Below are 21138 nucleotides of genomic sequence, written 5' to 3' on the forward strand. Positions count from 1 at the left end.
CGCCGAGCGGGGCCACGGCGAACGGCACCCGGCTGCAGATCTGGGACTGCAACGGATCGGCGGCGCAGAAGTTCAAGCTGGGCTGAGCCGGACCCGGCCGGACCGGAAGGGGAAGAACCGCACCGACCGGACACGGCCTTCGGAGGGGGAAGGCGGCGCCGTCCCCCTCCGGGCCCCGGCGCCCGAACAGCACCGTCGCGGCCACCGACCCAACTGCCGTCCCGCACAGTTGGGCGGCGACGAACGGAAGCACGGAGCCCGGGGCGATCCCGGCGGCGGTGTCGGTCAGTGCCCGGCCGATCGTCGCCGCCGGGTTCGCGAAGGCCGTCGAGGAGGTGAACCAGCAGGCGGCACCGATGTACGCGGCCACGGCGGCCGGCATCGACCGGGCCCGGCCGCCGCGCTCCAGGCCGACGACGAGCAGGATCAGCCCGGCCGTGGCGACGGCCTCGCCCAGCCACAGGTGTCCACCGGACCGCTCGTGGGTGGACAGCCTCAGCAGCGGCCTCGCGAACATGGCGTCGGCCAGCACGGCACCCCCGATCGCGCCGGCCGTCTGCGCCGGTACGTACACGGCCACCTCCCGCAGCGCCGGCCCCGCGGCCCCGCGGCGGCCGGAGTACCAGGCGGACAGGGTGACGGCCGGGTTGAGATGACCGCCCGACACCGGCCCGAGCAGCGTGATCAGCACCCCCAGGCCGAGGGCGGCGGCCAGCGAGCAGGCGAGCAGCCGCACACCCGCGTCCTGCGACAGCCGGGTGGCCTGGATCCCGGCGCCGACGGCCACCGCCACCAGCAGCCCCGTGCCGACCGCCTCGGCGGCGGCACGGCAAGCGAGTGATCCGGCCGCGCCGGCGCCCGGTCTCCGGGGTGGCGTTCCATTCGTCATGTGAGGCAGTCTCCGGGCGTCCCCGCGCCGCGAACACTGGACGAACACCCCATCCTCGCGGGGGTCCTCCCGTCGCTCGCACGACGACCGGCCGCCGAGGCGACGACCGGCCCCTCTCGACGGGCGCGCTCAGGTGTCCTCACGGACGCGGCGTCAGGATCTCCTGGAAGAGCGCGCCGTAGTGGGCGATGAGTTCCTTGCTGTCGGTCCTGAGCAGAGTTTCGTCCCGGGCCACCCACAGCGCGTACAACAGCCCTCCGGCCAGCGACGCCGCCAGCCTGGCCCGCAGGTCGGCCTCAGGCCCTGACAGCCGGCCGCGCAGCGGCTCGACGAACACCTTCTCGTGGGTCTCCCGCAGCCGGCCCAGGATCTGGTCCTCGTTACTGCCGCGGACCAGGGCCAGAAAGATGCCGCGGACGGATCCGTCGAGGTCCAGGAGGAGTTCGGCCAGGCGCTCGCCCAACTGGTCCAGCGGGACGTCGAGCAGTGGTTCGTCGTCGATGGTCAGGTGCATCGTCTCCAGGAAGAGCAGCTCCTTGCTCTTGAAGTGACGGATCACCAGCGCCGGGTCGGTCCCGGCGTCCGCCGCGATCCGGCGGACGGTGGTCCTGGCGAACCCCTGGTCCCGAAAGAGCCGGGCGGCGGCGGTGTGGATGGCATCGCGGGTGGTGGAACCGGAACCGGTCTGCAGCATGCGGCTCAGCATAGGCGGCGGCCCGCCCTCACCCGGGGGCGGTCAGGTTTTCAAGAAGTTCGGTCAACATTGTTGACGCGGCGTTCCGGCGCCCGCACATTACCTATCAGTAGAACCGAGCGGTAATCCCGCCGCCGGTCTCCACGGCCTTCGACGTGCGCTCTTTCGCCCAGCCCGCGTCCCGTCGGCCGGTACTTCCCGTTGCTCGAGCCGCCGCATTCTCGCGAACCAGCACGCCCCGGGCGCCCCCGCCCGTCCGCTTCCGCGTACCCGTCCCGAGAAGAGAGAGCATCATGCCCGTGCCTGCCCTGCGTCGTGTCATGGCCGCGTCAATAGCGGCCGCCGGAACACTGGCCCTCAGCGTCACCGGAAGCCCCGCCCACGCCACCGCACCCCTGAAGTACGCCGCCCTCGGCGACAGTTACAGCGCCGCCTCGGGCGTCCTGCCCGTCGACGTCACCAACCTGCTGTGTCTGCGCTCCACCGCCGACTACCCGCACGTCATCGCCGCGCGCACCGGAGCCCGGCTGACGGACGTGACCTGCGGTGCCGCGCAGACCAAGGACTTCACCCAGGCGCAGTACCCGGGGGTCGCGCCCCAGGTGAACGCGGTCGCCGCGGACACCGACCTGGTGACGCTGACCATCGGCGGCAACGACAACGGCACCTTCATCAACGCCATACTGGCCTGCGGCACCGCCGGCGTCCTCAGCGGCGGCAAAGGCAGCCCCTGCAAGGACAAGTACGGCAGCTCGTTCGACGACGCGATCGACGCCAACACCTACCCCGCGCTCAAGTCCGCCCTGAACAGCGTCCGCGCCAAGGCGCCCGGCGCCCGGGTGGCGGTGCTCGGTTACCCGTGGATCACGCCCGCGACGGCCGAACCCTCCTGTTTCGCCCAGTTGCCCATCGCCTCCGGCGACGTGCCGTACCTGCGCGCCCTGCAGGCCCACCTCAACGCCGTCGTCGCGCGGGCGGCCGCGGAGACCGGCTCCACGTACGTCGACTTCGCGCAGGCGTCCGAGGGGCACGACGCGTGCAAAGCCGTCGGGACACGGTGGATCGAACCGCTGCTGTTCGGCCGGAACATCGTCCCGGTCCACCCCAACGCGCTGGGGGAGCGGCGCATGGCCGAACGCACGATGTCCGTCCTCGGCCTGGGCTGACCGGACCGCGCCCGCCCCCGGGCGCCCGTACGGTCAACGGGCCAGCCGGTGCTTCCTTCCTCCGCCCCGGCGCAGCCGCGTTCCGGCGTAGACGAGATCGACGACGAGGACGGCGGCGCCGATGATCAGCAGCCAGAACAGGCCGTGTGTGGCGAATCCGATGATTCCCAGCACCACGGCGACGAGGATCAGCAGCAGGAACAGACTCATCGGACCTCCCGACGTCCAGGGTGCCGTCAGCGGCGGGCGAGACGTCGCTCGCCGCCGCTGCCCGGCGCATAGTCGAGTTCGTAGTGCGCGAAGACACCCGGCTCGTGCGTGGCGTGCAGCTCGCCGTCGGTGTCGATCGCGGGGGCTTTCTTGACCACGTCCTTGCCGTGGGCCACCTTCAGGTAGTTCGGACCGACCGTCGCCCCGACGAGCGGTACGAACGCCAGGCGGCGGCGGGTGGGGAGCCCCACCGTCACGGTCGCGAACAAGGGCTTGTCGGTCGCCGTGTCCACGTAGACCGACTCCAGTACACCGATCTTGTGGCCGTCTGGGTCCACCACGTCGTGACCCCGCCACTCACGGATATCTCCTGCCTCGAACATCATGGACCTCCGCCAGTCGCGGGTACCCCCGTTCCCGCCCGTGATGTCACCACCGGCACGAACGGCGGCCCACCGGGTGCGGCACCGCCCGCCCCGGGCGAGGGTGACGGCATGCCCCAGGTCGTCCAGGTCGTCGTGTACCCCGCCGCACCGGACGGTGGCCGCCGTGTCCGCGTCGCCGGCTCCTTCGTGGGCATGGCGTACACGGTGATCGACATCGTCGAGTTCCTGCGCGGTGCCGGTCTGGAGGACGTGGAACCGGAGGACGTGGTGAGCGCCGAGTGGATCGAGTGGCGCGGCGGCGGCCCGGGCGCCTGGGTGCACTGAACGCGCCGGCGCCCGGGGGTCAGCGGCTGGACCGCTGGGCCGCCACGATCGCGTCCATGCTCCGCTCCGCCCCCGCCAGCCGCTGCACCCGCTCGGAGAAGCCCGGGAACTGGGACGCGACCTTGGTGAGGAACCGCAGTTCCAGCGGCGCCACGTTGATCTCGGCGACGTCCCGTTCGATCGCCCGCGTCACCCCCTTGACGACCCGTTCCGGCGCGACCGTGCGCACGCCCCCGGGCGCCGGCGAACCGGTGTTCGCGAACATGCCCAGGTCGCGGACGAAGCCGGGCTGCACGATCGAGACCCCGACGCCCGTGCCGTGCAGATCCTGCCGGAAGGCCAGGGAGAAGCCGCGCAGCCCGAACTTGGTCGCGTTGTAGAGGGACGACGACCTGGTGGCCGCGACGCCCGAGAGGGACCCGACGAAGCAGATGTGCCCGCGTCCGGCGGTCACCATGGCAGGAGTGAGGAGCCGGGCCAGCATCGCGGGGGCGCGCAGGTTGACGGCGAGCGCCCGGTCGATCTGTGCGGGCGTGTAGTCGAGCACGTCACCGCTGGACGGAAGGGCGGCGTTGGCGACGAGGATGTCCGTGTCGGCGGCCTCCTCCGCCAGCCGCAGGACGTCGTCGGCGTCGGCGAGATCGGCCACCACCGTCCGCGCTCCGTAGCGCTCGGCGAGCGGCTCCAGCGCTTCGCGCCGCCGCCCGGTGAGCACGAGACGGGCGCCCCGGGCCGACAGTTCGGCGGCGAGCGCGCCGCCGATACCCCCCGTGACTCCGGTCAGCAGAACAGTTGCCCCAGCGATCCGCACGGTTACCCTCCGGTTCTGTTCGTTCGAACGAACAATAGGGAGAGTCGGGCGCGCTGTCCACCGGCCGGCCGGCGAACACCCGGCAGTCCGGGGAGGGCGACGGCTGGTGGAACAATGCGTGGCATGCCGAACGACGCCCCCTCCGCCACCACGCGCCAGCGCATCATCACCGCCGTTCTGCGGATCATCGGTGCGGACGGGGTCGCCGCGGTCACCAACCGGCGGATCGCCAAAGAGGCCGGGGTGTCGCTCGGCTCGGTCACCTACCACTTCGAGACCCAGCACGACCTCCTGCGCGAGAGCCTGCTGCACTTCGTGCGCGAGGAGGCCCGATACTTCACCGAACTGGCCGACCAGTGCCGGACCGACGACATCGACATCGAGGACGCCGCCTCGCTGGCCGGCAACATCGCGTGCGGCACGGCCCTCGACAGCGCCCATCTCGCGCCCTTCGAGCTGTACCTGCACGCCGGCCGCGACGAACGGCTGCGCGAGGCGGCGGCGGAGGCGTTCCGGGCCTACGACCGGCTCGCCGCGCGGATCCTCACCGCCCTGGGCGTGCCGGACGCGGAACGCCTGGCGGCCACGACGGTGGCCCTGGTGATGGGCCTGCAACTGCGCCGGCTGGCCACCGGCGGCCCCGCGGAGGACCTGGTCGACGCCCTCCTCCTGCTCGCCCCCGGCGCCGTCGGCCGACCGCCCACCCCGACGGTCCCCTCGGCGGACATGGCCTGAGCGGTGTGTCGTCCGACGGTCGCGTCGGCGGACCCGGCTTGAGCGGTGTGTCGTCCGACGGTCGCGTCGGCGGACCCGGCTTGAGCGGTGTGACCGCCGCTGACCCCGCCCCGAGCCGCGCATCGAAGGACATCGGCGCGCGCCGCCGGACCGCTCACCCCCCGTCGGCGGCCCGCAGTACTTCGTCGACCTGTCCGTGCACGACGTCCCACGCGGCGTCCGGCAACTCGCCCAGCGCCGTGCCTCGCAGGGTGTGCAGCGCGGCGTCGGCGCCGTCGTCGCACGGGGCGCCCCCGCCGACCACCTCGTAGCCGTCGCGCACGGCGACGCGCAGGCGGCGGCGTCCGGGGCTGTCGGCGTGCAGGGCGACAGCGACGGTGAGGGGTGGCCGGCCCCCCGGTTCGGCCGGCAGCTTGCGGTAGGCGCTGGCGACCGGCTCCCGCCAACGCAGGCCGAGCAGCAGCGGGCGCTTGGCCGTGACCTCGGCCAGGTCGGTCTCCTGCACCCCGTCCTGCCCCAGCACCGATGCCCGCGCCTCCAGGACGAGGGCGGCGGGCAGCAGGCAGCGCAGTGTGCTGCCCACGAGATTGCCGCCGACCGTCGCCGTACGGCGCACGGCGCCGGTCCCGACGCCGGCGGCGGCCAGCCGCAGCACGTCCGGTACCCGGTCGTCGATCCGGTGCAGCACCACGGCCGCGCCCAGCGAACCCCGTCCGAGCGCGTTGGCCTCCGGGACGCCGCGCAGCGACATGGCAAGGGCCGGGAACCCGTCCCGCTGCCACTCGGCCCACAGCAGCGTGGCCCCGCCGATCGGCACGGCCCCCTCGGCCAGACACTCCCGCGCCTCGGACACGGAGGTGGGCAGTCGCAACAGCATCGCCACCGACCTGCCTTTCCTGGAGAATCGCCGGCACATCGGGGCCGGTACCGCGCCAGTCTCGCCGTACGCCCAGGGGCGCATACAGGGCTCACACGGGCATGCCGGGCGGCCCCGATCCCGCACGTCCGCCCGCTTCCCACGTCGGCCGTCCTCCGCTCGTCGGCCACCGCGCGGTGGTGCACTGTGGAGACGTGGATGTTCGGCGAGGCCTTGCCGCGGTGCGGCAGCCGTGGCAGTCGAGTCACGCGTTGCTGGTGATCCCCGTCCTGCTCATCGTGGTGATCACGGTCGTGGACCAGCTGGTCCCGGCCGACATCCACCTCGGTCCGCTGCTGGTGATCGCCCCCGCGATCACCGCGTCGTTCGCCGGGCCGTGGATCACCGGACTGGTCGGCTTCCTGGCCGTGGGAGCACAGGCGTACATCGGCTGGCACTTCGGCGTGCTGTTCACCCGCAACGTGCTGGTGCAGATCCTCGCCCTGGCGGTCCTGTCGGCCCTGACCGTCTTCTACTGCGTCCTGCGCGACCGGCGCCGGCACCAGCTGGCCCAGGTGCGCATGGTCGCCGAGGCCGCGCAGCACGTCCTGCTGTGGCCGCTGCCGGAGCAGATCGGCTGCATGCGGATCGCCTGCCTGTACATGGCCGCCGAGGCCGAGGCGCAGATCGGCGGCGACCTGTACGCGGCCACCCCTACCGACAACGGCGTACGGGTGATGATCGGCGACGTACGCGGCAAGGGCCTGTCCGCCATCGGCGAGGCGGCGCTCCTCATCGGGGCGTTCCGGGAGGCCGCGCACCACCACACCACGCTGCCCGCCCTGGCCAAGGCGCTGGAGCAGAGCGTGGCCCGCAACCTGCCCGAACTGGAGACCGAGGGGGAGACCGGGGAGCGGTTCGCGACCGTGATGCTGGTGGAGATCCCGGACACCGACCCGATCACCCGCATCCTGAGCTGCGGGCACCCGCCGCCCCTGCTGCTCTGCCATGCCAGTGCCGTCATGGTTCCGGTGCACCCGGCGCCCCCGCTCGGGGTCCACGAACCCGGTGAGGCGGAATACACCCTCGACGCGTTCTCCTTGGAGCCCGGCGACACCCTCCTGCTCTACACCGACGGCGTCATCGAGGCCCGTGACGCGGGCGGCGCCTTCTACCCGCTCGCGGCACGGGCCGCCCAGTGGGCCGGTGACAGCCCGGAGCAGTTGCTGCACCACATCCGCCGTGACCTCCTCGCCCACGTCGGAGGGCGGCTCGACGACGACGCCGCGCTCATCGCGCTCTGCCGGGTACCGGAGTCCCAGCGCGGCCACCGGCACCGGCGGCCGCTGTGAACACCGTCAGCGCGCGCTCGGTTCAACCCGGACAACCGCCGTGAGACCCGCTGAACCCCGCCCCGTACCCCGCCCCGTGACGCGGAGCCGTCCCGCACCCGGGGCGGGGGCGACGCCCCGGCGCCGGGCGGCGGCAACTAAGCTCCGGCGCATGAGTGGAGAGGGCAGCGACAACAGCGGTAGACGGGTTGTCGACGGGCGGTTCGAGCTGGAAGCACGGCTCGGCGGTGGCGGTATGGGCATGGTCTGGCGCGCGACGGACCTGGCGCTGCAACGGAGCGTCGCCGTGAAGGAGGTCCGGCCGCCCGATCCGGGCCTCGCCGAGTACGACCCCGAGGCCGCCCGAATGCTCCGGGAGCGCGTCCTGCGCGAGGCACGTGCCCTGGCCCGGGTCGACCACCCCAACGTGGTGACCATCCACCACATCGTCGACGGCGGCCCGGGAACCTACCCGTGGATCGTCATGGAGCTCGTCACCGGCGGCTCCCTCGCCGACCGCCTGGACCGCGGACCGATGAGCCCCCAGGAGGCGGCCCGGATCGGGCGCGAGGTCCTCGCCGCGCTGCGTGCCGCCCACGAGGCCGGCATCCAGCACCGCGACGTGAAACCGGCCAACGTGCTGCTGCGCCCCGACGGCCGCCCGGTGCTCACCGACTTCGGCATCGCCGCCGTCCGGGAGGCGACCTCGCTCACGGCCACCGGGTCGGTCATCGGCACGCCCGACTACATGGCCCCCGAACGCGTCTCAGGCCACGACGGCGGCCCCGCCTCGGACCTGTGGTCGCTGGCGATGATGCTGTACACGGCCGTGGAGGGCCAGCACCCGCTGCGCCGGGGCACGACCCTGGCGACGCTCGCCGCCGTCCTCTCCGACGAGATCCCGCAGCCGGTCAAGGCCGGCCCGCTGCGGGACGTCCTGACCCGCGTCCTCGTCCGGGACCCCGCGGCCCGGCCCGGCGCCGAGGAACTGCAGCGCGTGCTGGACGGCGTCGCCCACCAGGCCGGGCCGCCCGCCTCCCACCCGCCGCACGCCCCGGCCGTGGCACCGGTCCCCGGCCCGGCGGACGCGGTGCCCACCGGCTTCGGCCCCGCGCCCACGATGGCTTCCGGGCCGTACTCCGCACCCGGCGCCCCGACGGCGTACGGCCCGCACGACGCGCGCCCCGGCTCCCGCACCGTGGCCGTGCGCCCGGACCGTACGCGCCGCTGGACGCTGGTCGGCCTTCCGGTCGCCGGCGTGGCGCTCGCCGGGGTGCTCGTCTGGACGCAGCTCCCGGACGGCGGCACCCACGGGTCCGGGTCCACCACGTCCGCCGGCGGCTCGGCCACCACCCAGCAGCCCGCCGGCGGCTCGACCGGTACGGACGTCACGCCCTCGGCGAAGGACCGGACCGGCACGACGGCGAAGGACCTGCTCACGCCGGACGGCATCCGCAGCGTGATCCGCGCGTTCAAGAAGGAGACCGGCCGGGACCGGTACGGATCCTTCACGGTGTATCCGGGATACGTCTCCGCCGACCTGATGGTGAAGGGCAGCGACACCGCGTACGACTCGTACACCTATTACGTGGGCCGGGGCGTCGAGAAGGGCATCATCAGCAACTCGCTGTCGGGCGGGGAGAAGCCCGTCAAACTGGACGGCTTCGACTGGGACAAGGTGCCGGCCCTGCTGGCCGAAGGGAAGCGGAAGCTGAAGGTCGACCACGTGAACACCCGCTACCTGGTGGTCAACCTCCCGGACGACACCTTCGGTGACCCCGCCGGCATGTCCGTCTACCTCAGCAACGCCTACAGCCAGAGCGGGTACATCGCGGCCACCCCGAAGGGCAAGATCCTCAGGGTCATGCCCTACGACGGCTGATCCGCGGGCCCCGGCCGGTGCTCCCGGCCGGGGCGGCCGGACGGTCAGTCGAGCAGCAGGGGATCGGGCAGGGATGCCGCCGGGTGCATGCGCAGCAAGGTGTGCACGACGCCCGCGAGCCCCGACATGAGGCTCGGGGAGAAGGCCTCCCGGGCCAGCCCCCCGACCGGGCCGCGTTGTTCGAGACTGGTGAGGATCTCGCCGTCCAGCTCGGCGCGCTCGCCGAACTCCATCGCGGTGAGGAACTGCCACAGCCCCAGGTCCCCGTGGCACAGCGTGTGGCTCCAGCCGAAGCCCTCGGCGGCGCAGGCGGCCGCGGCCCGCCGGGCCATGTCCAGGCGGGCCGGATCACCGGTGCGCCGGTGCAGGTCGAGCATGCCGGTCCCGATCCCCGCGCTGCCGTGGCACCAGCTCGTGAAGAAGTCCTCCTCGGCGCCGACCCGGACGTCCAGCCAGTTGCCGTGCTCGGGCCGCCACAGGGACTCCTGGTAGGCGAAGGCCCGCTCGGCGAGCCGGCGCCAGTCGCGCCGCTCGGCCGCCGACCCCGCTTCGCTCAGGGCCAGCCGGGCCAGCGCCCAGCCGATACCCGTCGCGCCGTGCGCGAAGCCCCCGATGCCCTCGGGGTTGAGCCGGGTCGTCCAGCGCGCGCCGCTCGCGTCGACGGCGGCCAGCCCGGCCAGCCTGCGCCCGATGTGCGCGGCGGCGCCCAGCCAGCGGTCCTGCCCCGTCGCCCCGGCCAGATCGAGCAGCGGGACGATGCCGCCGGCCGCCCCGTTCAGCAGGTCCACCTCGACGTCGTCGTCGACGAGCGGGCCCTCGAGCAGCTCGGCTCTGCGGGCCGCCCGCTCCAGCAGCCGGTCCTCGCCGAGCACCCGGTGCAGCGCCAGCCAGGTCCACACCTGCGACGCGGCGCCGCTGAACGCCCCGGCCGAGGGGGTCGGCGTCCGCTCCTCGGTACCGGCCAGCACCCGCAGGGCGCCCTCGAACGTCCCGGCGACACCCGGCACGTCGTCGGCCCGGCCGGCCCGCGCCTCGGTCAGGTACTCGGCGAGGGTCAGGGCCACCCCGCCCTGACCGGTGTACAGGTCGGCGGGCAGCACCCTGATCGACCATCCCGCGGGCGTGAAGACGGGACTGATCCAGGTGACCGTGCCGTCCTCGCCGCGCACCGCGCCGTCGCACAGCCGCCGCACCATCCGCGCGGCCAGTTCCCGGCGCCGGCGCTCCGCGTCGCGTGCGTGCGGGTCGTGCGCGGCCTCCTGCACCCGCGCGGGCAGCGAGCGCTCGTTGAGGTAGGCGCCCACCAGCGCGTCCTGGATCACCGACTCCTCCAGCGCCAGGTCCGCCGTGCGCCAGTCCTCGACCGTGGCCCGTACGGCCGCCGTGTCGACGGTGAAGGTGAACATGGGGACGTCGCCGGCCAGGAGTTCCGCGATCTCGCCGTCGATCGCCGCCCGGTCCGTCGGCGCGCCGGGCAGAACCTCGGCGTTGCGCCGCAGGATGTCCCGGGCCCGCTCGACGGCCGCCGGCTCGTCGTGCAGCGACGCCGGGTGCCACAGCATCCGGCCGATGTCGACGTACGCCTGCGTCGGCCGCAGGATACGGCGCGCCCGGGCGCCCTCGAAACGGCGCAGCAGCCGGTACGGGTCGGTCCCCGGCCGGCGCAGGTGCGCGGTCATCTCCTTGAAGCCCGCCAGGACCCGGTCCCAGTACGCGCTCAGCACGGGGGCGGGACTGGGGTGGTTGCCCGCGCCGGGCATCGCCACCAGGTCCACCTGGAAGCGGGCCGCCGCGGTGCCGCCGTCCGCGATCACCGGGTTCGGGATCAGCGGCTGCTGTCCGGGCAGCGCCCCGACCCCGGAGATGTCCACACCGCCGAGCGCGAAGCCGGTGCCGCGAACGGGCAGCAGCCCGGTGCGCAGCACCGTGCGGCGGATCGCGGCGGCCGCCACGTCCACCGCGTCGCCCCGGCCGCTGGGTGGGAAGGGTGCGGGGGCGTCGAAGAGCGTCTCGGCGTCCACGATCACCGGCACCGGGCCCGCGGCGATCATGTTCTCGGCGTGCATGTCGGTGCCGCCGGTGAAGCGCAGGACGGCCAGCCAGTGGCCGATGTTGCGGTAGAACGCGGCGAGTTCGGCGTCGTCGGCGCAGTAACGGTGGCCGACGAACTCGGCCCAGCCGTAGCCGCCGCGCCCCAGCATCCGCGGCACCCGGATGCGTTCCTCGGGCGCCGGGGCGTCGGGGAAGTCCGCGTAGATCTCCTCCAGCAGCCCGCCGAGCGCCACGTCGGTCTCCGGTGGACGCGGCTTGTACATCACGCTCCCGCCGGCGAAGTCGGCCCGGCTGACCGTCAGTCCGCCCCGGTGGCTGTCACCCGCGCCGAACGTGACGGCGCGCAACTCGCCCGCGGGCACCCCCAGCAGCCGACGGAGCAACACCCGGTCCTCGGCGAGCCGCCCCGCGAAACCGGTCGTCGCCGCCACGGACAGCCGGGCCACCGAGGCGACGCGCGCGGCGACGGTCGGGTAGCGGCCCGCCAGCCGGTCGAGGTAGCCCTCCTCGCCGGCCTGCTCGATGAACTCGGTCCACGTGCGGGTGTCGGTGCCCGCCGCCGCGTCCCCCGGCGCGGGTCCGCCCCCGGCCGTCATGCGCAGCGCGTGCAGTTCGATCAGGAACAGGCGGGAGAGTTTGGCGTGCAGGGACCGCAGCAGGGCGGTGTGTCCGGCCTCCAGCACCGTGGCGCGTTCCGCGCGGGCCAGGTCGTCCACGGCGGCCAGCCGCCGGGCGAGCTCGTCCCGCCACGGCCGGGCGATGCTTCGTACGGGCCGGGCGAACCACTCGGTCTCGCCCATGTCCTGCCGCTGTGCCACCGGTCCGCTCACCGTTCGCCGTCTCCCTCTCCATACCAGTCCACGCCCCGCTGGGCCCGCCGACAGGACGGGGGGAGCCGCGCCGCCTCGCGCGCGGCTCCCCCCGCTCACACGATCAGCAGCACCAGCTGCCGTGCGACCCGCTGGGGCTCGAACAGAAGCCGTACAGGGAGTCGCTGGGGTCGGTGAGCGCGGCCTCCGCGGCGGCGCCGCCGACGTACAGCGGCCCGGCGGGGTTGAGCTGGCCCTGGGCGCTCTCGGCGCCCGACAGCCAGGCTTCGAGCACGGCGGCGGTGTGAACACTGGACTGCGGCATCTACGGCCTCCGGAGGGTGAGTTCGGGCGGATTGCCCGGCCTCCCGAGTATCGCCACATCCGAACACCCGTCAGATGCCTGATCCGGCCACAGTCCGGTGGGAATACTGATGCCCCCTACAGGAAACCGGGGCGGTGCGGCGGTCCCACCGCCCCCTCACAGCATCACGTGCTTGACCTGCGTGTAGTCGAGCAGACCGGTGAGGGACAGGTCGCTGCCGTAGCCGGAGTGACGCACTCCGCCGTGGGGCATCTCCGAGACGGTCGTGCCGTGGGTGTTCACCCAGACGATGCCCGTCTGCAACGCCCGGCTCGCGCGCATGGCCCGGTCGTGGTCGCGGGTCCAGACACTCGCGGCCAGCCCCTGCGGGACGGCGTTCGCCATCCGAAATGCCTCGGCTTCTTCCGTGAACGGCTGGATCGTGACGACCGGACCGAACACCTCGCTGCGGACGATCTCGTCCTCCTGTCGGACCCCGGCCACCACCGTGGCCTGGTGGAAGTAGCCGGGTACGGGCAGCGCCAGGCCTCCGGCGACCACTTCGGCGTGGTCCGGCAGCCGGTCCAGCAGGCCCCGCACGGTGGCGAGTTGGGCGGCGCCGGCGAGCGGGCCGAAGTCGGCGTGCTCCTCGTCCGGGGCGCCCGGCGTCCGCCGTGCGGCCCGGTCGGCGAAGGCGTCGAGGAACACCTCGTGGATCCGGTGGTGCACGAGGATCCGGGTGGCGGCCGTGCAGTCCTGGCCCGCGTTGTAGAAGGCCAGGGACGACAACTGCTCGACCGCGTCGTCGAGATCGGCGTCCTCGTGGACCAGCACCGGTGCGTTGCCGCCGAGTTCCAGGTGCAGGCGCTTGAGGTCGGCGGCCGCCGCGGCGGCGATCTGCTGTCCGGCCCGGACGCTGCCGGTGACCGCAACGAGCCGGACACGGGGGTGGGCGACGAGCAGCCGGCCGGAGTCACGGTCGCCGCACACCACGTTGAGAACACCGGGCGGCAGGTGCGCGGCGGCCAGCCGGGCCAGCAGCACGGCGGAGGACGGTGTGCCGTCGGACGGTTTGAGGACGACGGTGTTGCCGGCGGCCAGCGCGGGGGCGACCTTCCAGACCGCCATCATCAGCGGGTAGTTCCACGGGGTGATCTGGGCGCAGACGCCGACCGGTTCGCGGCGCAGCAGGGAGGTGCGGCCCGGGGTGTACTCGGCCGCGGCGGCGCCCGGCAGGTTCCGGGCGGCACCGGCGAAATACCTCAGCACGTCGACGATCGCGGGCATCTCGTCGGCCAGGAACAGGGCGCGCGGCTTGCCCGTGTCGGCCACCTCGGCGCTCGTCAGCGCGTCCGCCGCCCGCTCGACGGCGTCGGCGATGCGCAGCAGCGCGGTCTGCCGCTGCGCGGGCGTCGTCGACGCCCAGCCGTCGAAGGCGTCCCCGGCCGCCCGGCAGGCCGCCTCGACGTCCTCGGGGCCCGAGCGCGGGGCCGTGCCGTGCTGCCGGCCGGTCGCCGGGTCGATCAGCCGCAGGGTGGCTCCCGAGGCGGCCGGCACCTCCTTGCCGCCGATGTGGTTCAGGACGGTGGTCGGACGGGCGGTGTCAGCCACGGCGCAGCGCCTCCTCGGCGGCGGCGCGGCCGGTACGGACCGCGCCTTCCATGTAACCGGCGACCCACTGGTCGGAGCCGCAGACGTAGAACGGCGGCTCGTGGGTGCCGTGCAGCGGGCCCACCGACATGACCTCGCCCGGCGGCCACTGGGTGACGTAGCCCTGCGTCCACGGGTCGGTGCCCCACAGCCGCAGGTGGCAGGAGGCGGGCCGGAGCGCCTCCGCGCCGAACATGGCGGCGGCCTCGGCCAGCAGCTCGGGGCCGCGCAGCTCGGGCGGGGTGCCCAGCAGGACGCCGTAGCGCTCGGGCGGAATCAGTGCCGACAGGATGCCGTCGCCCTGCGGCCAGGTGCTGCCGAGGACGCCCTCGGCCTCGGACAGGGCGTTGAGACCGGCTTCGCGCCAGAACGGCCGGTCGTACACGGCGGCGAACTTGGCGGCGACCGCCTGCCGCTGGCGGTGCAGGGAGGCGAGCCGGGCCTCGCTCACGCCGGTGACGGCGACCGATCTGAGCGGTCCCACCGGCAGCGCGCTCACGACGGCCGACGCGGTGAGCACCTCGCCGGTGGACAGCCGTACGGCGCAGCGGCCGGGGCGTACCGCGACGGCGGCCACGGGTGAGCCGAGCCGGACGCGCGGGCCCAGTTCGCGGCCCAGGACCTCGGCGAGCGTCGCCGACCCCTCGGCGAGGCGCAGTCCCTCCCAGTCGGCGTAGTCGTAGTCGCCGGTTCCCGGGCCGGGCACCGCGGCGCTCTTGCGCAGCGCCGCCAGCAGTGAGATCCGCTCGTAGGAGCCGCCGGCCAGGGCGAGCTGGCCGATCTCCCACAGGCGCACCACGGCGGGCGTGGCGTGCCGGGAGCGCAGCCAGCCGGCCACGGACAGCCGGTCCAGCGCGTCCGCCTCCGGATGCGACCAGGGGTCCTCGGGATCGACGCCGGCGGCCAGCGCGGCGAACTCGGCGCCGAGCCGCTCGTGCAGGAACGCGTCCCCGGGGCCGAACCAGTGCGGCGGATCGCCGGCCGAGCGGCCCTCCGGCGTGGCGCGGGTGATGCGGCCGGGCTCGGCCACATAGCTGGGGACGAGTTCGAGGCCGAGTTCCTCGGCGAGCCCCAGATACGCGGTGTGGGCGCGGCCGACCACCTCACCGCCGAGCTGGACGGTGCGGCCGTCGGGCGTGCGGGTCTGCTCGACGCGGCCGCCGACCCGGTCGCGGGCCTCCAGGACGAGCACGTCGGTGCCGGCGGCGGTCAGGTCCCGGGCGGCGGCGAGCCCGGCGAGACCGGCACCGAGCACGATCACGTCGTGATGCATGGTTCCACTTTCGTGAGAGGGACGGTCGAGGGGTCAGGCCAGCACCAGGCAGTGCTCGGGCCGCCAGCCCAGCTCCACCGTCTCGCCACCGCTCCAGCGGTCCTCCATGCGGGCGCGGGCCGTGTTCTGCTCCAGCACCGACAGCGTCACGCCCGGGGCGAGTTCGATCAGGTAGGTGGTGGTCGGGCCGCTGTAGACGGTCTCGCGCACCACCCCGCGCAGCATCGACATGCCCGGCTCGAAGTCCGACAGCCAGATCTTCTCGGGCCGCACGGAGACACTGACGGCGGAGCCGTCCGCGATGTCCTGCCGGGCGCCGACGGGGAGGGCGGGGCCCTGTTCCAGGGCGACCTCGCCGCCCCGGTAGGTGCCGGTCATCAGGTTGGAGGTGCCGAGGAAGGAGGCCACGAACCGGCTGGCCGGATGCTCGTAGACGTCCTCGGGGGTGCCGCACTGCTCGATGCGGCCCTCGTTCATCACGGCGATCCGGTCCGACATGGTCAGCGCCTCGTCCTGGTCGTGGGTGACGAAGACGAAGGTGATGCCGACCTCGCGCTGGATCTGCTTCAGCTCGACCTGCATCTGCCGGCGCAGCTTCAGGTCCAGGGCGGCCAGCGGCTCGTCGAGGAGCAGTACGGCCGGACGGTTGACCAGCGCGCGGGCCAGGGCGACCCGCTGCCGCTGACCACCGGAGAGGGTGAGCGGCTTGCGGTCGGCGAGCCCACCGAGCTGGACCAGGTCCAGCATCTCGCCCACGCGACGGCGCAGTTCGGCCTTGGCGACGCCCTTGCGCTTCAGCCCGAAGGCGACGTTGTCGGCGACACCGAGGTGGTCGAACAGCGCGTAGCTCTGGAAGACCGTGTTGACGTTGCGCCGGTTCGGCGGCAGCGCGGTCACGTCCTCCCCGGCGAGCAGCACCGAGCCCTCGGTGGGGTCGCTGAACCCGCCGATCATGCGCAGGGTGCTGGTCTTGCCGCAGCCGGAGGGGCCGAGCAGGGAGAAGAAGTGGCCGGCCTCGATGTCGAGGTCGAGGCGGTGGACGGCGTAGGAGTCGGCGAACTGCTTGGAGACGCCGTCGAGCCGGACGGCCGGGGTCGCTTCGGTCGCGTCCATGGGTCACTCTCCGGAGAGGATGTCGAGGCCGCCGCGGCGGCCGAAGAGGCGCGGGATGAACAGGGCCAGGGCGATCAGCGCCACGGATCCGGCGAGCATCAGCGTGCCGACGGCGTTGATGGTGGGCTGCACGCCGAAGCGGATCGCCGAGTAGATGCGCACCGACAGCGGCTGCGGGTCGACGCCGGTGGTGAAGTAGGCGAGGACGAAGTCGTCGAAGACCAGCGCGAAGATCAGCACCGCGGAGGCGAGCACGGCGGGCAGCAGGGCCGGCAGGGTCACCAGCCGGACCGCCTGCCAGCGGGTGGCGCCCAGGTCCATCGCTGCCTCCTCCACCTCGGGATTGAGCGCGGCCACCCGGGAGCGGAGGATCACGGTGACGTACGAGATGGAGAAGGTGATCTCGGCGAGCATCACCGTGCCGGTCGACAGGGCCACGCCGAGCCCCTTGAACAGCAGCATGGACGCCACGCCGGTGACGATCTCCGGGGTGATCAGCGGCACCAGCATGATGAGGCCCGCCAGCGAGCCCAGCCGGGTGCGGCAGCGCACCAGGCCGAGCGCGAGCGCCACGCCGAGGACGACCGAACCGGCCGTCGCCACCAGGGAGATGCGCAGGCTGGTGCCGAGGGAGGCCAGGAGCACGTCGTCGTGGACGAAGGCGCGGTACCAGCGCAGGCTGAACCCGCCGAAGACGGTCAGGGACTTCTTGGAGTTGAGCGAGAACAGCGCCACGACGCCGATGGGCAGGTAGAGGAGGGCGAAGAAGACCGCGGTGACGGCGACGAGGACGCGCGGCTTGCGGTCGGCGCGACCGCGCCGGGCTCGGGTCCGGGGGGCCGGCCGGGCGGACGCGGTGGCGGTGGGCAGGCGCAGCAGGGTCATCGGGTGGCCTCCGCCTCGTCCTTGCGGGTGCGCCGCAGGTAGCCGAACATCCCGATCAGCAGGACGAGCATCAGCAGCATGGTCAGCGCGGAGCCCAGCGGCCAGTTCTGGCCCTGGAAGAACTTGTCCTGGATGAGATTGCCGATCATGATCTGGTCCGGTCCCCCCATGAGCTGTGCGCTGACGAAGTCGCCCATGGCGGGCAGGAAGACCAGGACGAGCCCGGCCGCCGCGCCCTGCCGGGTGGCGGGCAGGGTGACGAAGAGGAAGGTGCGGACCGGGCCGCCGTAGAGGTCGCGGCCGGCCTCGACGACGGAGACGTCCAGCCGTTCCAGGGCCGCGTACAGCGGGATGATCATGAAGACCACGAAGCCGTAGACGAGTCCCGCGACCACGCCGACCCCGGTGTTGAGGATCTTCGTGTTCCCGTCGGCCAGTCCGACGGCGCGCAGCGCGCGCAGCACGGGGCCGTCGTCGGACAGCACCACCGACCAGCCGTACATGCGGACCAGGTAGTTGGCGAAGAACGGCACCACGATCGCGGCGATCAGCGCGTGCTTGTAGCGGCCGCCGTGCAGGGCGACGGTGTACGCCACCGGGTAGGCGACCAGCAGGCAGATCACGCAGGTGAGCAGGGCGTAGCCGAGGGAGCGGGCCAGGACCTCGGTGTAGGCGGGGTCGGCGAGGGCCCGGACGCCGGAGAGGTCGAAGCCGAAGCGCGGGTTGCCGAGTTCGTCGGTGGTGCCGACCGCGAGGATCGCGACGAGGACCAGCGAGGCGATCAGGAAGCCCGTCATCCACAGGGTGCCCGGCAGCATGAACCAGGTCCACATGCGGCTGCCGGAGGCGTCCCCGCGGCGGCGGGTGCGCGAGGAGGGGTGCGGCGGTGCCATGGGTCAGCCCGCCTTCACATGGGTCCAGGCGGTGTCGCGGGCGTCCTCCGCCGCGCGGCCGCCGTTGCGGAAGAACAGGTCCGCCTTCAGGTCGGCCTCGGTGACCAGGCATTCCGGGAAGGGTTTGACGAGGTCGGCGTAGGTCTTCTCGGAGCCGGCCACCGGCATCGGGTAGCCGATGTACTCGATGTTCTTCTTCACGTTCTCCGGCCGCAGCATGTAGTCGATGAACAGCATCGCCGTGCCGGGATGCGGCGCGTTCCAGGGGATGGCGTAGCAGTCGGAGTTGATGGGCGTGCCCTCCTTCGGGGCCTGGAAGCCGAACACGGAGGGGTCCTTCGCCTGGTTGAGCATGGCCGCCATGTCGCCGCTCCAGGCCTGTGTCATGACCGCGTTGCCGTTGAGGAGGTTGTTGTAGCTGTCGCTGGAGAAGCCGCGCAGCCGCGGCCGCAGGGTGCTGAGCAGGGAGGTGATGCGGTCCAGGTCCGTCGTGTCGCCGGTGCTGACGTCGAGGCCGAGCTCGAGGGCACCCATGCCGAGCACCTCGTCGCGGTCGTCCAGCAGGAAGACCTTGCCCCTGGCCCGGTCGCTCCACAGGTCCTTCCAGGAGCCGGTCAGCTCGCCGATCCGGTCGCGGCGCCAGCCGATGCCGGTCTTGTACGCGGTGAAGGGGACGGTGTGCGCGGAGCCGGGGTCGTACCACGGGTCCGCGTAATAGGTGTACCTGCCGAACACGGCGTGCGCGTTGGTGAGTTCGCTGTGGTCGATGCGGCGCAGCCGGCCACCGCGGACCAGGCGCTGGGCCCACTTGGCGGTGGGGAAGACGATGTCGTAGCGGTTGCCCGCGTTGAGCTTGGCGACCATGCCCTCCATCGAGTCGAAGTTCGACTGGACGACCTTGACGCCGTACTCCTTCTCGAAGCCCTTGAAGACGGACGGGTCGACGTAGTCGGCCCAGTTGAAGTAGACGAGGTCGCCGTCGACGCGGGCCCGGACGGGGGCGAGGGCCCTGGCGTCGGGTCGCGCGGCGGGCATGAACCCGCAGCCGGCGGCCGCGGCGCCCAGCAGCCCGCCGGCCCCTGCGCGCAGGAGGGCGCGGCGGGTCGGTGGGGTGGGTGGAACGGGGGACATGAAGCGTCCTCTCCGTCGAGGAACGGCACAAGTCCAGGGCGGACCGGCTGGTCGGCTCGCTACGGGCCCTGACTCCGCAGTGAAGACCGGTCTGGGGTGGTGCGGCGTGGTGCGGCGGGTGTCAGCGGGGGAGGGATAAGCCCGGCGGGAGCGGCACGGGGCGCGGGTGCGGCGCGGAGGACGTCACGGCGTGGCACCCTCCAGGTCGCCCCGGACCCGGCGGGCGAACCAGCCGACGGCGGCCTCGCGCTGGGAGAGCGGGCCCGGCTCGAAGCCGGGCGTGGTCAGTCCGGCCTGGACGCGCTCCACCAGCTCGGCGTCCTCGTCGTTGGTGACCCAGCCGATGTGGATGTTGAGCCGGCGGGCCAGCCGGGTGCGGACGCTCTCGCCGTGCCGGGTGTAGAAGGCGCCGGGGATCGCCGCCCGGTCCTGGGCGGTGGGCAGGGCGGTCCACGCGAGCACGTGGTCAGGGTAGAAGTCGATGAGCGTGTTCGGATAGATCACTGCGTACCGCCAGACCCGCCGGTCGGCCTCGGTCAGACCGGGCATCGGCGTGGCGAGGCGCTGGTAGAGCCGCTCGGTCCAGTTCGAGGACGGTTTGTCGCGCAGCGGGGACTCGAACAGGACGTAGTCCTCCCGCACGTCCACCGTGTACGCCTGGTAGTCGAGCAGCCGCATGAGCGCGGGGTGGGCCACGGGGACGTGGTAGCCCTCCAGGTAGTTGTCGACGATCACCTTCCAGTTGGCTTTCTGCTCCTCGCCGCCCGCCAGGTCGTGGATGCGGTGCCTGCCGACCGGGACCATTCCGGGCCCGGCGTAGTGGCCGACGGCCTCGGCGAGCCCGGCGCAGGTCTTGGCCAGCGGGGTCGCCTCCAGGTCGAGGTTGACGAAGACGAAGCCCAGGAAGGACTCCACGTTGACCGGGTGCAGGCCGAGCCGCGGCTTGTCCAGGCAGGGGATCCGGCGCGCCTCCGGGGCGCCGACGAGTCGTCCGTCGAGCTTGTACGTCCAGCCGTGGTAGGGGCACCGGATCGCCTTGCCCGACGGTTCGGGTGCGCTGACCAGGCGGGTGCCGCGGTGCCGGCAGACGTTGAGGTGGGCGGCGAGTGCGCCGTCCTCGGTCCGTACGACCAGGACCTCCCGGCCGGCGACCGTGGCGGTCAGGCGTGCGCCGGGCTCCGGCAGGTCGGACTCGTGACAGGCGAGCTGCCAGGACCTCGCGAAGATGCGCTCGGTCTCGGCCTCGGCGACCGCGGGGTCGGTGTAGTAGCGGGCGGGCAGCGCCTCGCCGGGATGCTCCTGCCCGGGTCGCTCCTGCCTTGGAGGCGGTTCGGGCGGGGTGGGCGAGGCCGGGGGGACGGCGTCGGCTGCCCGGGTGGTCGAGGGGCGCATGGGGTCCTCCTCCGCGCCGCTGCGGCGGCGATGGGCGGTGAGGCTGTGTCCGGAACGGGCGGCGGGCGCGGTGTTCCGTAAGGCGTCCGGACCTGCTCGATCCGGCTGACTAATTGGTTAGTCAGACTGGGGCGAGGGTGTGGGCAAGTCAAGACTTGTGGGCTGACTAATTAGTTAGTTAGTGTCTTCGACAGGTGGCCGGCCAGGCCCGCGGACAGCGGCCCGGCACCGGCCGCCAGCCCGCGGACGCCGTTCGGCCCTCGTCCGGCCCCGTCCGCGCCACGACCCGCCGTCCGGCACCGGACGCCACGGTACCCGGGAGACGCACGGCCCCGACCGCGCTCCCCGCCCC

General features: G+C 73.2%; 19 protein-coding genes and 1 pseudogene. 5 read left to right on the forward strand and 15 right to left on the reverse strand.

What is annotated here, in order from left to right; translation table 11 throughout:
* Positions 1 to 169: 169 nt before the first annotated feature.
* Positions 170 to 889: pseudogene (locus V7E45_RS10090) on the reverse strand (aquaporin); the annotation flags it as partial.
* 139 nt (positions 890 to 1028) lie between these two features.
* Complete coding sequence (locus V7E45_RS10095; RefSeq protein ID WP_333773750.1) at positions 1029 to 1583, reverse strand: TetR/AcrR family transcriptional regulator; 555 nt, start codon at positions 1581 to 1583, stop codon at positions 1029 to 1031.
* 293 nt (positions 1584 to 1876) lie between these two features.
* Between V7E45_RS10095 and V7E45_RS10100 the strand changes: the two genes are divergently transcribed.
* On the forward strand, positions 1877 to 2749 hold the full coding sequence (locus V7E45_RS10100) for an SGNH/GDSL hydrolase family protein (protein WP_333773751.1): 873 nt from the start codon (positions 1877 to 1879) through the stop codon (positions 2747 to 2749).
* Between the two features lie 33 nt (positions 2750 to 2782).
* Here V7E45_RS10100 and V7E45_RS10105 read toward each other — a convergent pair whose 3' ends face one another.
* Positions 2783 to 2959: a hypothetical protein gene (locus V7E45_RS10105; protein ID WP_020937969.1), complete on the reverse strand. Its 177-nt coding sequence runs from the start codon at positions 2957 to 2959 to the stop codon at positions 2783 to 2785.
* Between the two features lie 26 nt (positions 2960 to 2985).
* Positions 2986 to 3342 (reverse strand): PRC-barrel domain-containing protein, encoded by a 357-nt coding sequence (locus V7E45_RS10110; RefSeq protein ID WP_333773766.1) that lies wholly within the window; start codon positions 3340 to 3342, stop codon positions 2986 to 2988.
* A gap of 111 nt (positions 3343 to 3453) precedes the next feature.
* On the opposite strand from V7E45_RS10110, the gene V7E45_RS10115 reads away from it, so the two are divergent.
* Positions 3454 to 3669 carry a hypothetical protein gene (locus V7E45_RS10115; protein ID WP_333773752.1) on the forward strand — a complete coding sequence of 72 codons (216 nt, stop codon included), beginning with the start codon at positions 3454 to 3456 and terminating at the stop codon, positions 3667 to 3669.
* A gap of 19 nt (positions 3670 to 3688) precedes the next feature.
* Here the strand turns inward: V7E45_RS10115 and V7E45_RS10120 are convergent, their stop codons facing one another.
* Positions 3689 to 4480: an SDR family NAD(P)-dependent oxidoreductase gene (locus V7E45_RS10120; protein WP_333773753.1), complete on the reverse strand. Its 792-nt coding sequence runs from the start codon at positions 4478 to 4480 to the stop codon at positions 3689 to 3691.
* Positions 4481 to 4603: 123 nt separating this feature from the next.
* Here V7E45_RS10120 and V7E45_RS10125 point away from each other — a divergent pair, with 123 nt between their 5' ends.
* On the forward strand, positions 4604 to 5215 hold the full coding sequence (locus tag V7E45_RS10125; protein WP_333773754.1) for a TetR/AcrR family transcriptional regulator: 612 nt from the start codon (positions 4604 to 4606) through the stop codon (positions 5213 to 5215).
* A gap of 154 nt (positions 5216 to 5369) precedes the next feature.
* On the opposite strand, the gene V7E45_RS10130 is transcribed toward V7E45_RS10125, so the two are convergent.
* The gene (locus tag V7E45_RS10130; protein ID WP_333773767.1) at positions 5370 to 6092 is read right to left on the reverse strand and encodes an FAD binding domain-containing protein; all 723 of its coding nucleotides are present in this window, start codon (positions 6090 to 6092) and stop codon (positions 5370 to 5372) included.
* Positions 6093 to 6286: 194 nt separating this feature from the next.
* Here V7E45_RS10130 and V7E45_RS10135 point away from each other — a divergent pair, with 194 nt between their 5' ends.
* A complete protein-coding gene (locus V7E45_RS10135) occupies positions 6287 to 7423 on the forward strand; it encodes a PP2C family protein-serine/threonine phosphatase (protein WP_333773755.1) in 1137 nt (378 codons plus the stop codon).
* A 151-nt stretch (positions 7424 to 7574) separates the two neighbouring features.
* Complete coding sequence (locus V7E45_RS10140; RefSeq protein ID WP_333773756.1) at positions 7575 to 9284, forward strand: serine/threonine-protein kinase; 1710 nt, start codon at positions 7575 to 7577, stop codon at positions 9282 to 9284.
* A 44-nt stretch (positions 9285 to 9328) separates the two neighbouring features.
* On the opposite strand, the gene V7E45_RS10145 is transcribed toward V7E45_RS10140, so the two are convergent.
* From V7E45_RS10145 to V7E45_RS10185, 9 genes are all read right to left on the reverse strand, one after another.
* A complete protein-coding gene (locus tag V7E45_RS10145) occupies positions 9329 to 12166 on the reverse strand; it encodes a type 2 lanthipeptide synthetase LanM family protein (RefSeq protein ID WP_333773757.1) in 2838 nt (945 codons plus the stop codon).
* 103 nt (positions 12167 to 12269) lie between these two features.
* Positions 12270 to 12470: a DUF6229 family protein gene (locus V7E45_RS10150; protein ID WP_319146537.1), complete on the reverse strand. Its 201-nt coding sequence runs from the start codon at positions 12468 to 12470 to the stop codon at positions 12270 to 12272.
* 156 nt (positions 12471 to 12626) lie between these two features.
* The gene (locus tag V7E45_RS10155; RefSeq protein ID WP_333773758.1) at positions 12627 to 14060 is read right to left on the reverse strand and encodes an aminobutyraldehyde dehydrogenase; all 1434 of its coding nucleotides are present in this window, start codon (positions 14058 to 14060) and stop codon (positions 12627 to 12629) included.
* Positions 14053 to 15372 (reverse strand): flavin monoamine oxidase family protein, encoded by a 1320-nt coding sequence (locus tag V7E45_RS10160; protein ID WP_333773759.1) that lies wholly within the window; start codon positions 15370 to 15372, stop codon positions 14053 to 14055. The genes V7E45_RS10155 and V7E45_RS10160 overlap by 8 nt, the downstream gene beginning before the upstream one ends.
* Before the next feature lie 33 nt (positions 15373 to 15405).
* A complete protein-coding gene (locus tag V7E45_RS10165; RefSeq protein ID WP_333773760.1) occupies positions 15406 to 16485 on the reverse strand; it encodes an ABC transporter ATP-binding protein in 1080 nt (359 codons plus the stop codon).
* Between the two features lie 3 nt (positions 16486 to 16488).
* Complete coding sequence (locus V7E45_RS10170) at positions 16489 to 17370, reverse strand: ABC transporter permease (RefSeq protein ID WP_333773761.1); 882 nt, start codon at positions 17368 to 17370, stop codon at positions 16489 to 16491.
* Complete coding sequence (locus V7E45_RS10175; RefSeq protein ID WP_333773762.1) at positions 17367 to 18263, reverse strand: ABC transporter permease; 897 nt, start codon at positions 18261 to 18263, stop codon at positions 17367 to 17369. The genes V7E45_RS10170 and V7E45_RS10175 overlap by 4 nt, the downstream gene beginning before the upstream one ends.
* Positions 18264 to 18266: 3 nt before the next feature.
* Positions 18267 to 19394 (reverse strand): polyamine ABC transporter substrate-binding protein, encoded by a 1128-nt coding sequence (locus V7E45_RS10180; protein ID WP_333773763.1) that lies wholly within the window; start codon positions 19392 to 19394, stop codon positions 18267 to 18269.
* Positions 19395 to 19577: 183 nt separating this feature from the next.
* Positions 19578 to 20786 carry an aromatic ring-hydroxylating oxygenase subunit alpha gene (locus V7E45_RS10185; RefSeq protein WP_333773764.1) on the reverse strand — a complete coding sequence of 403 codons (1209 nt, stop codon included), beginning with the start codon at positions 20784 to 20786 and terminating at the stop codon, positions 19578 to 19580.
* Positions 20787 to 21138: the final 352 nt, after the last annotated feature.

Origin of the sequence: Streptomyces sp. IBSBF 3136, assembly GCF_036815105.1 — a bacterium.
GTDB lineage: Bacteria > Actinomycetota > Actinomycetes > Streptomycetales > Streptomycetaceae > Streptomyces.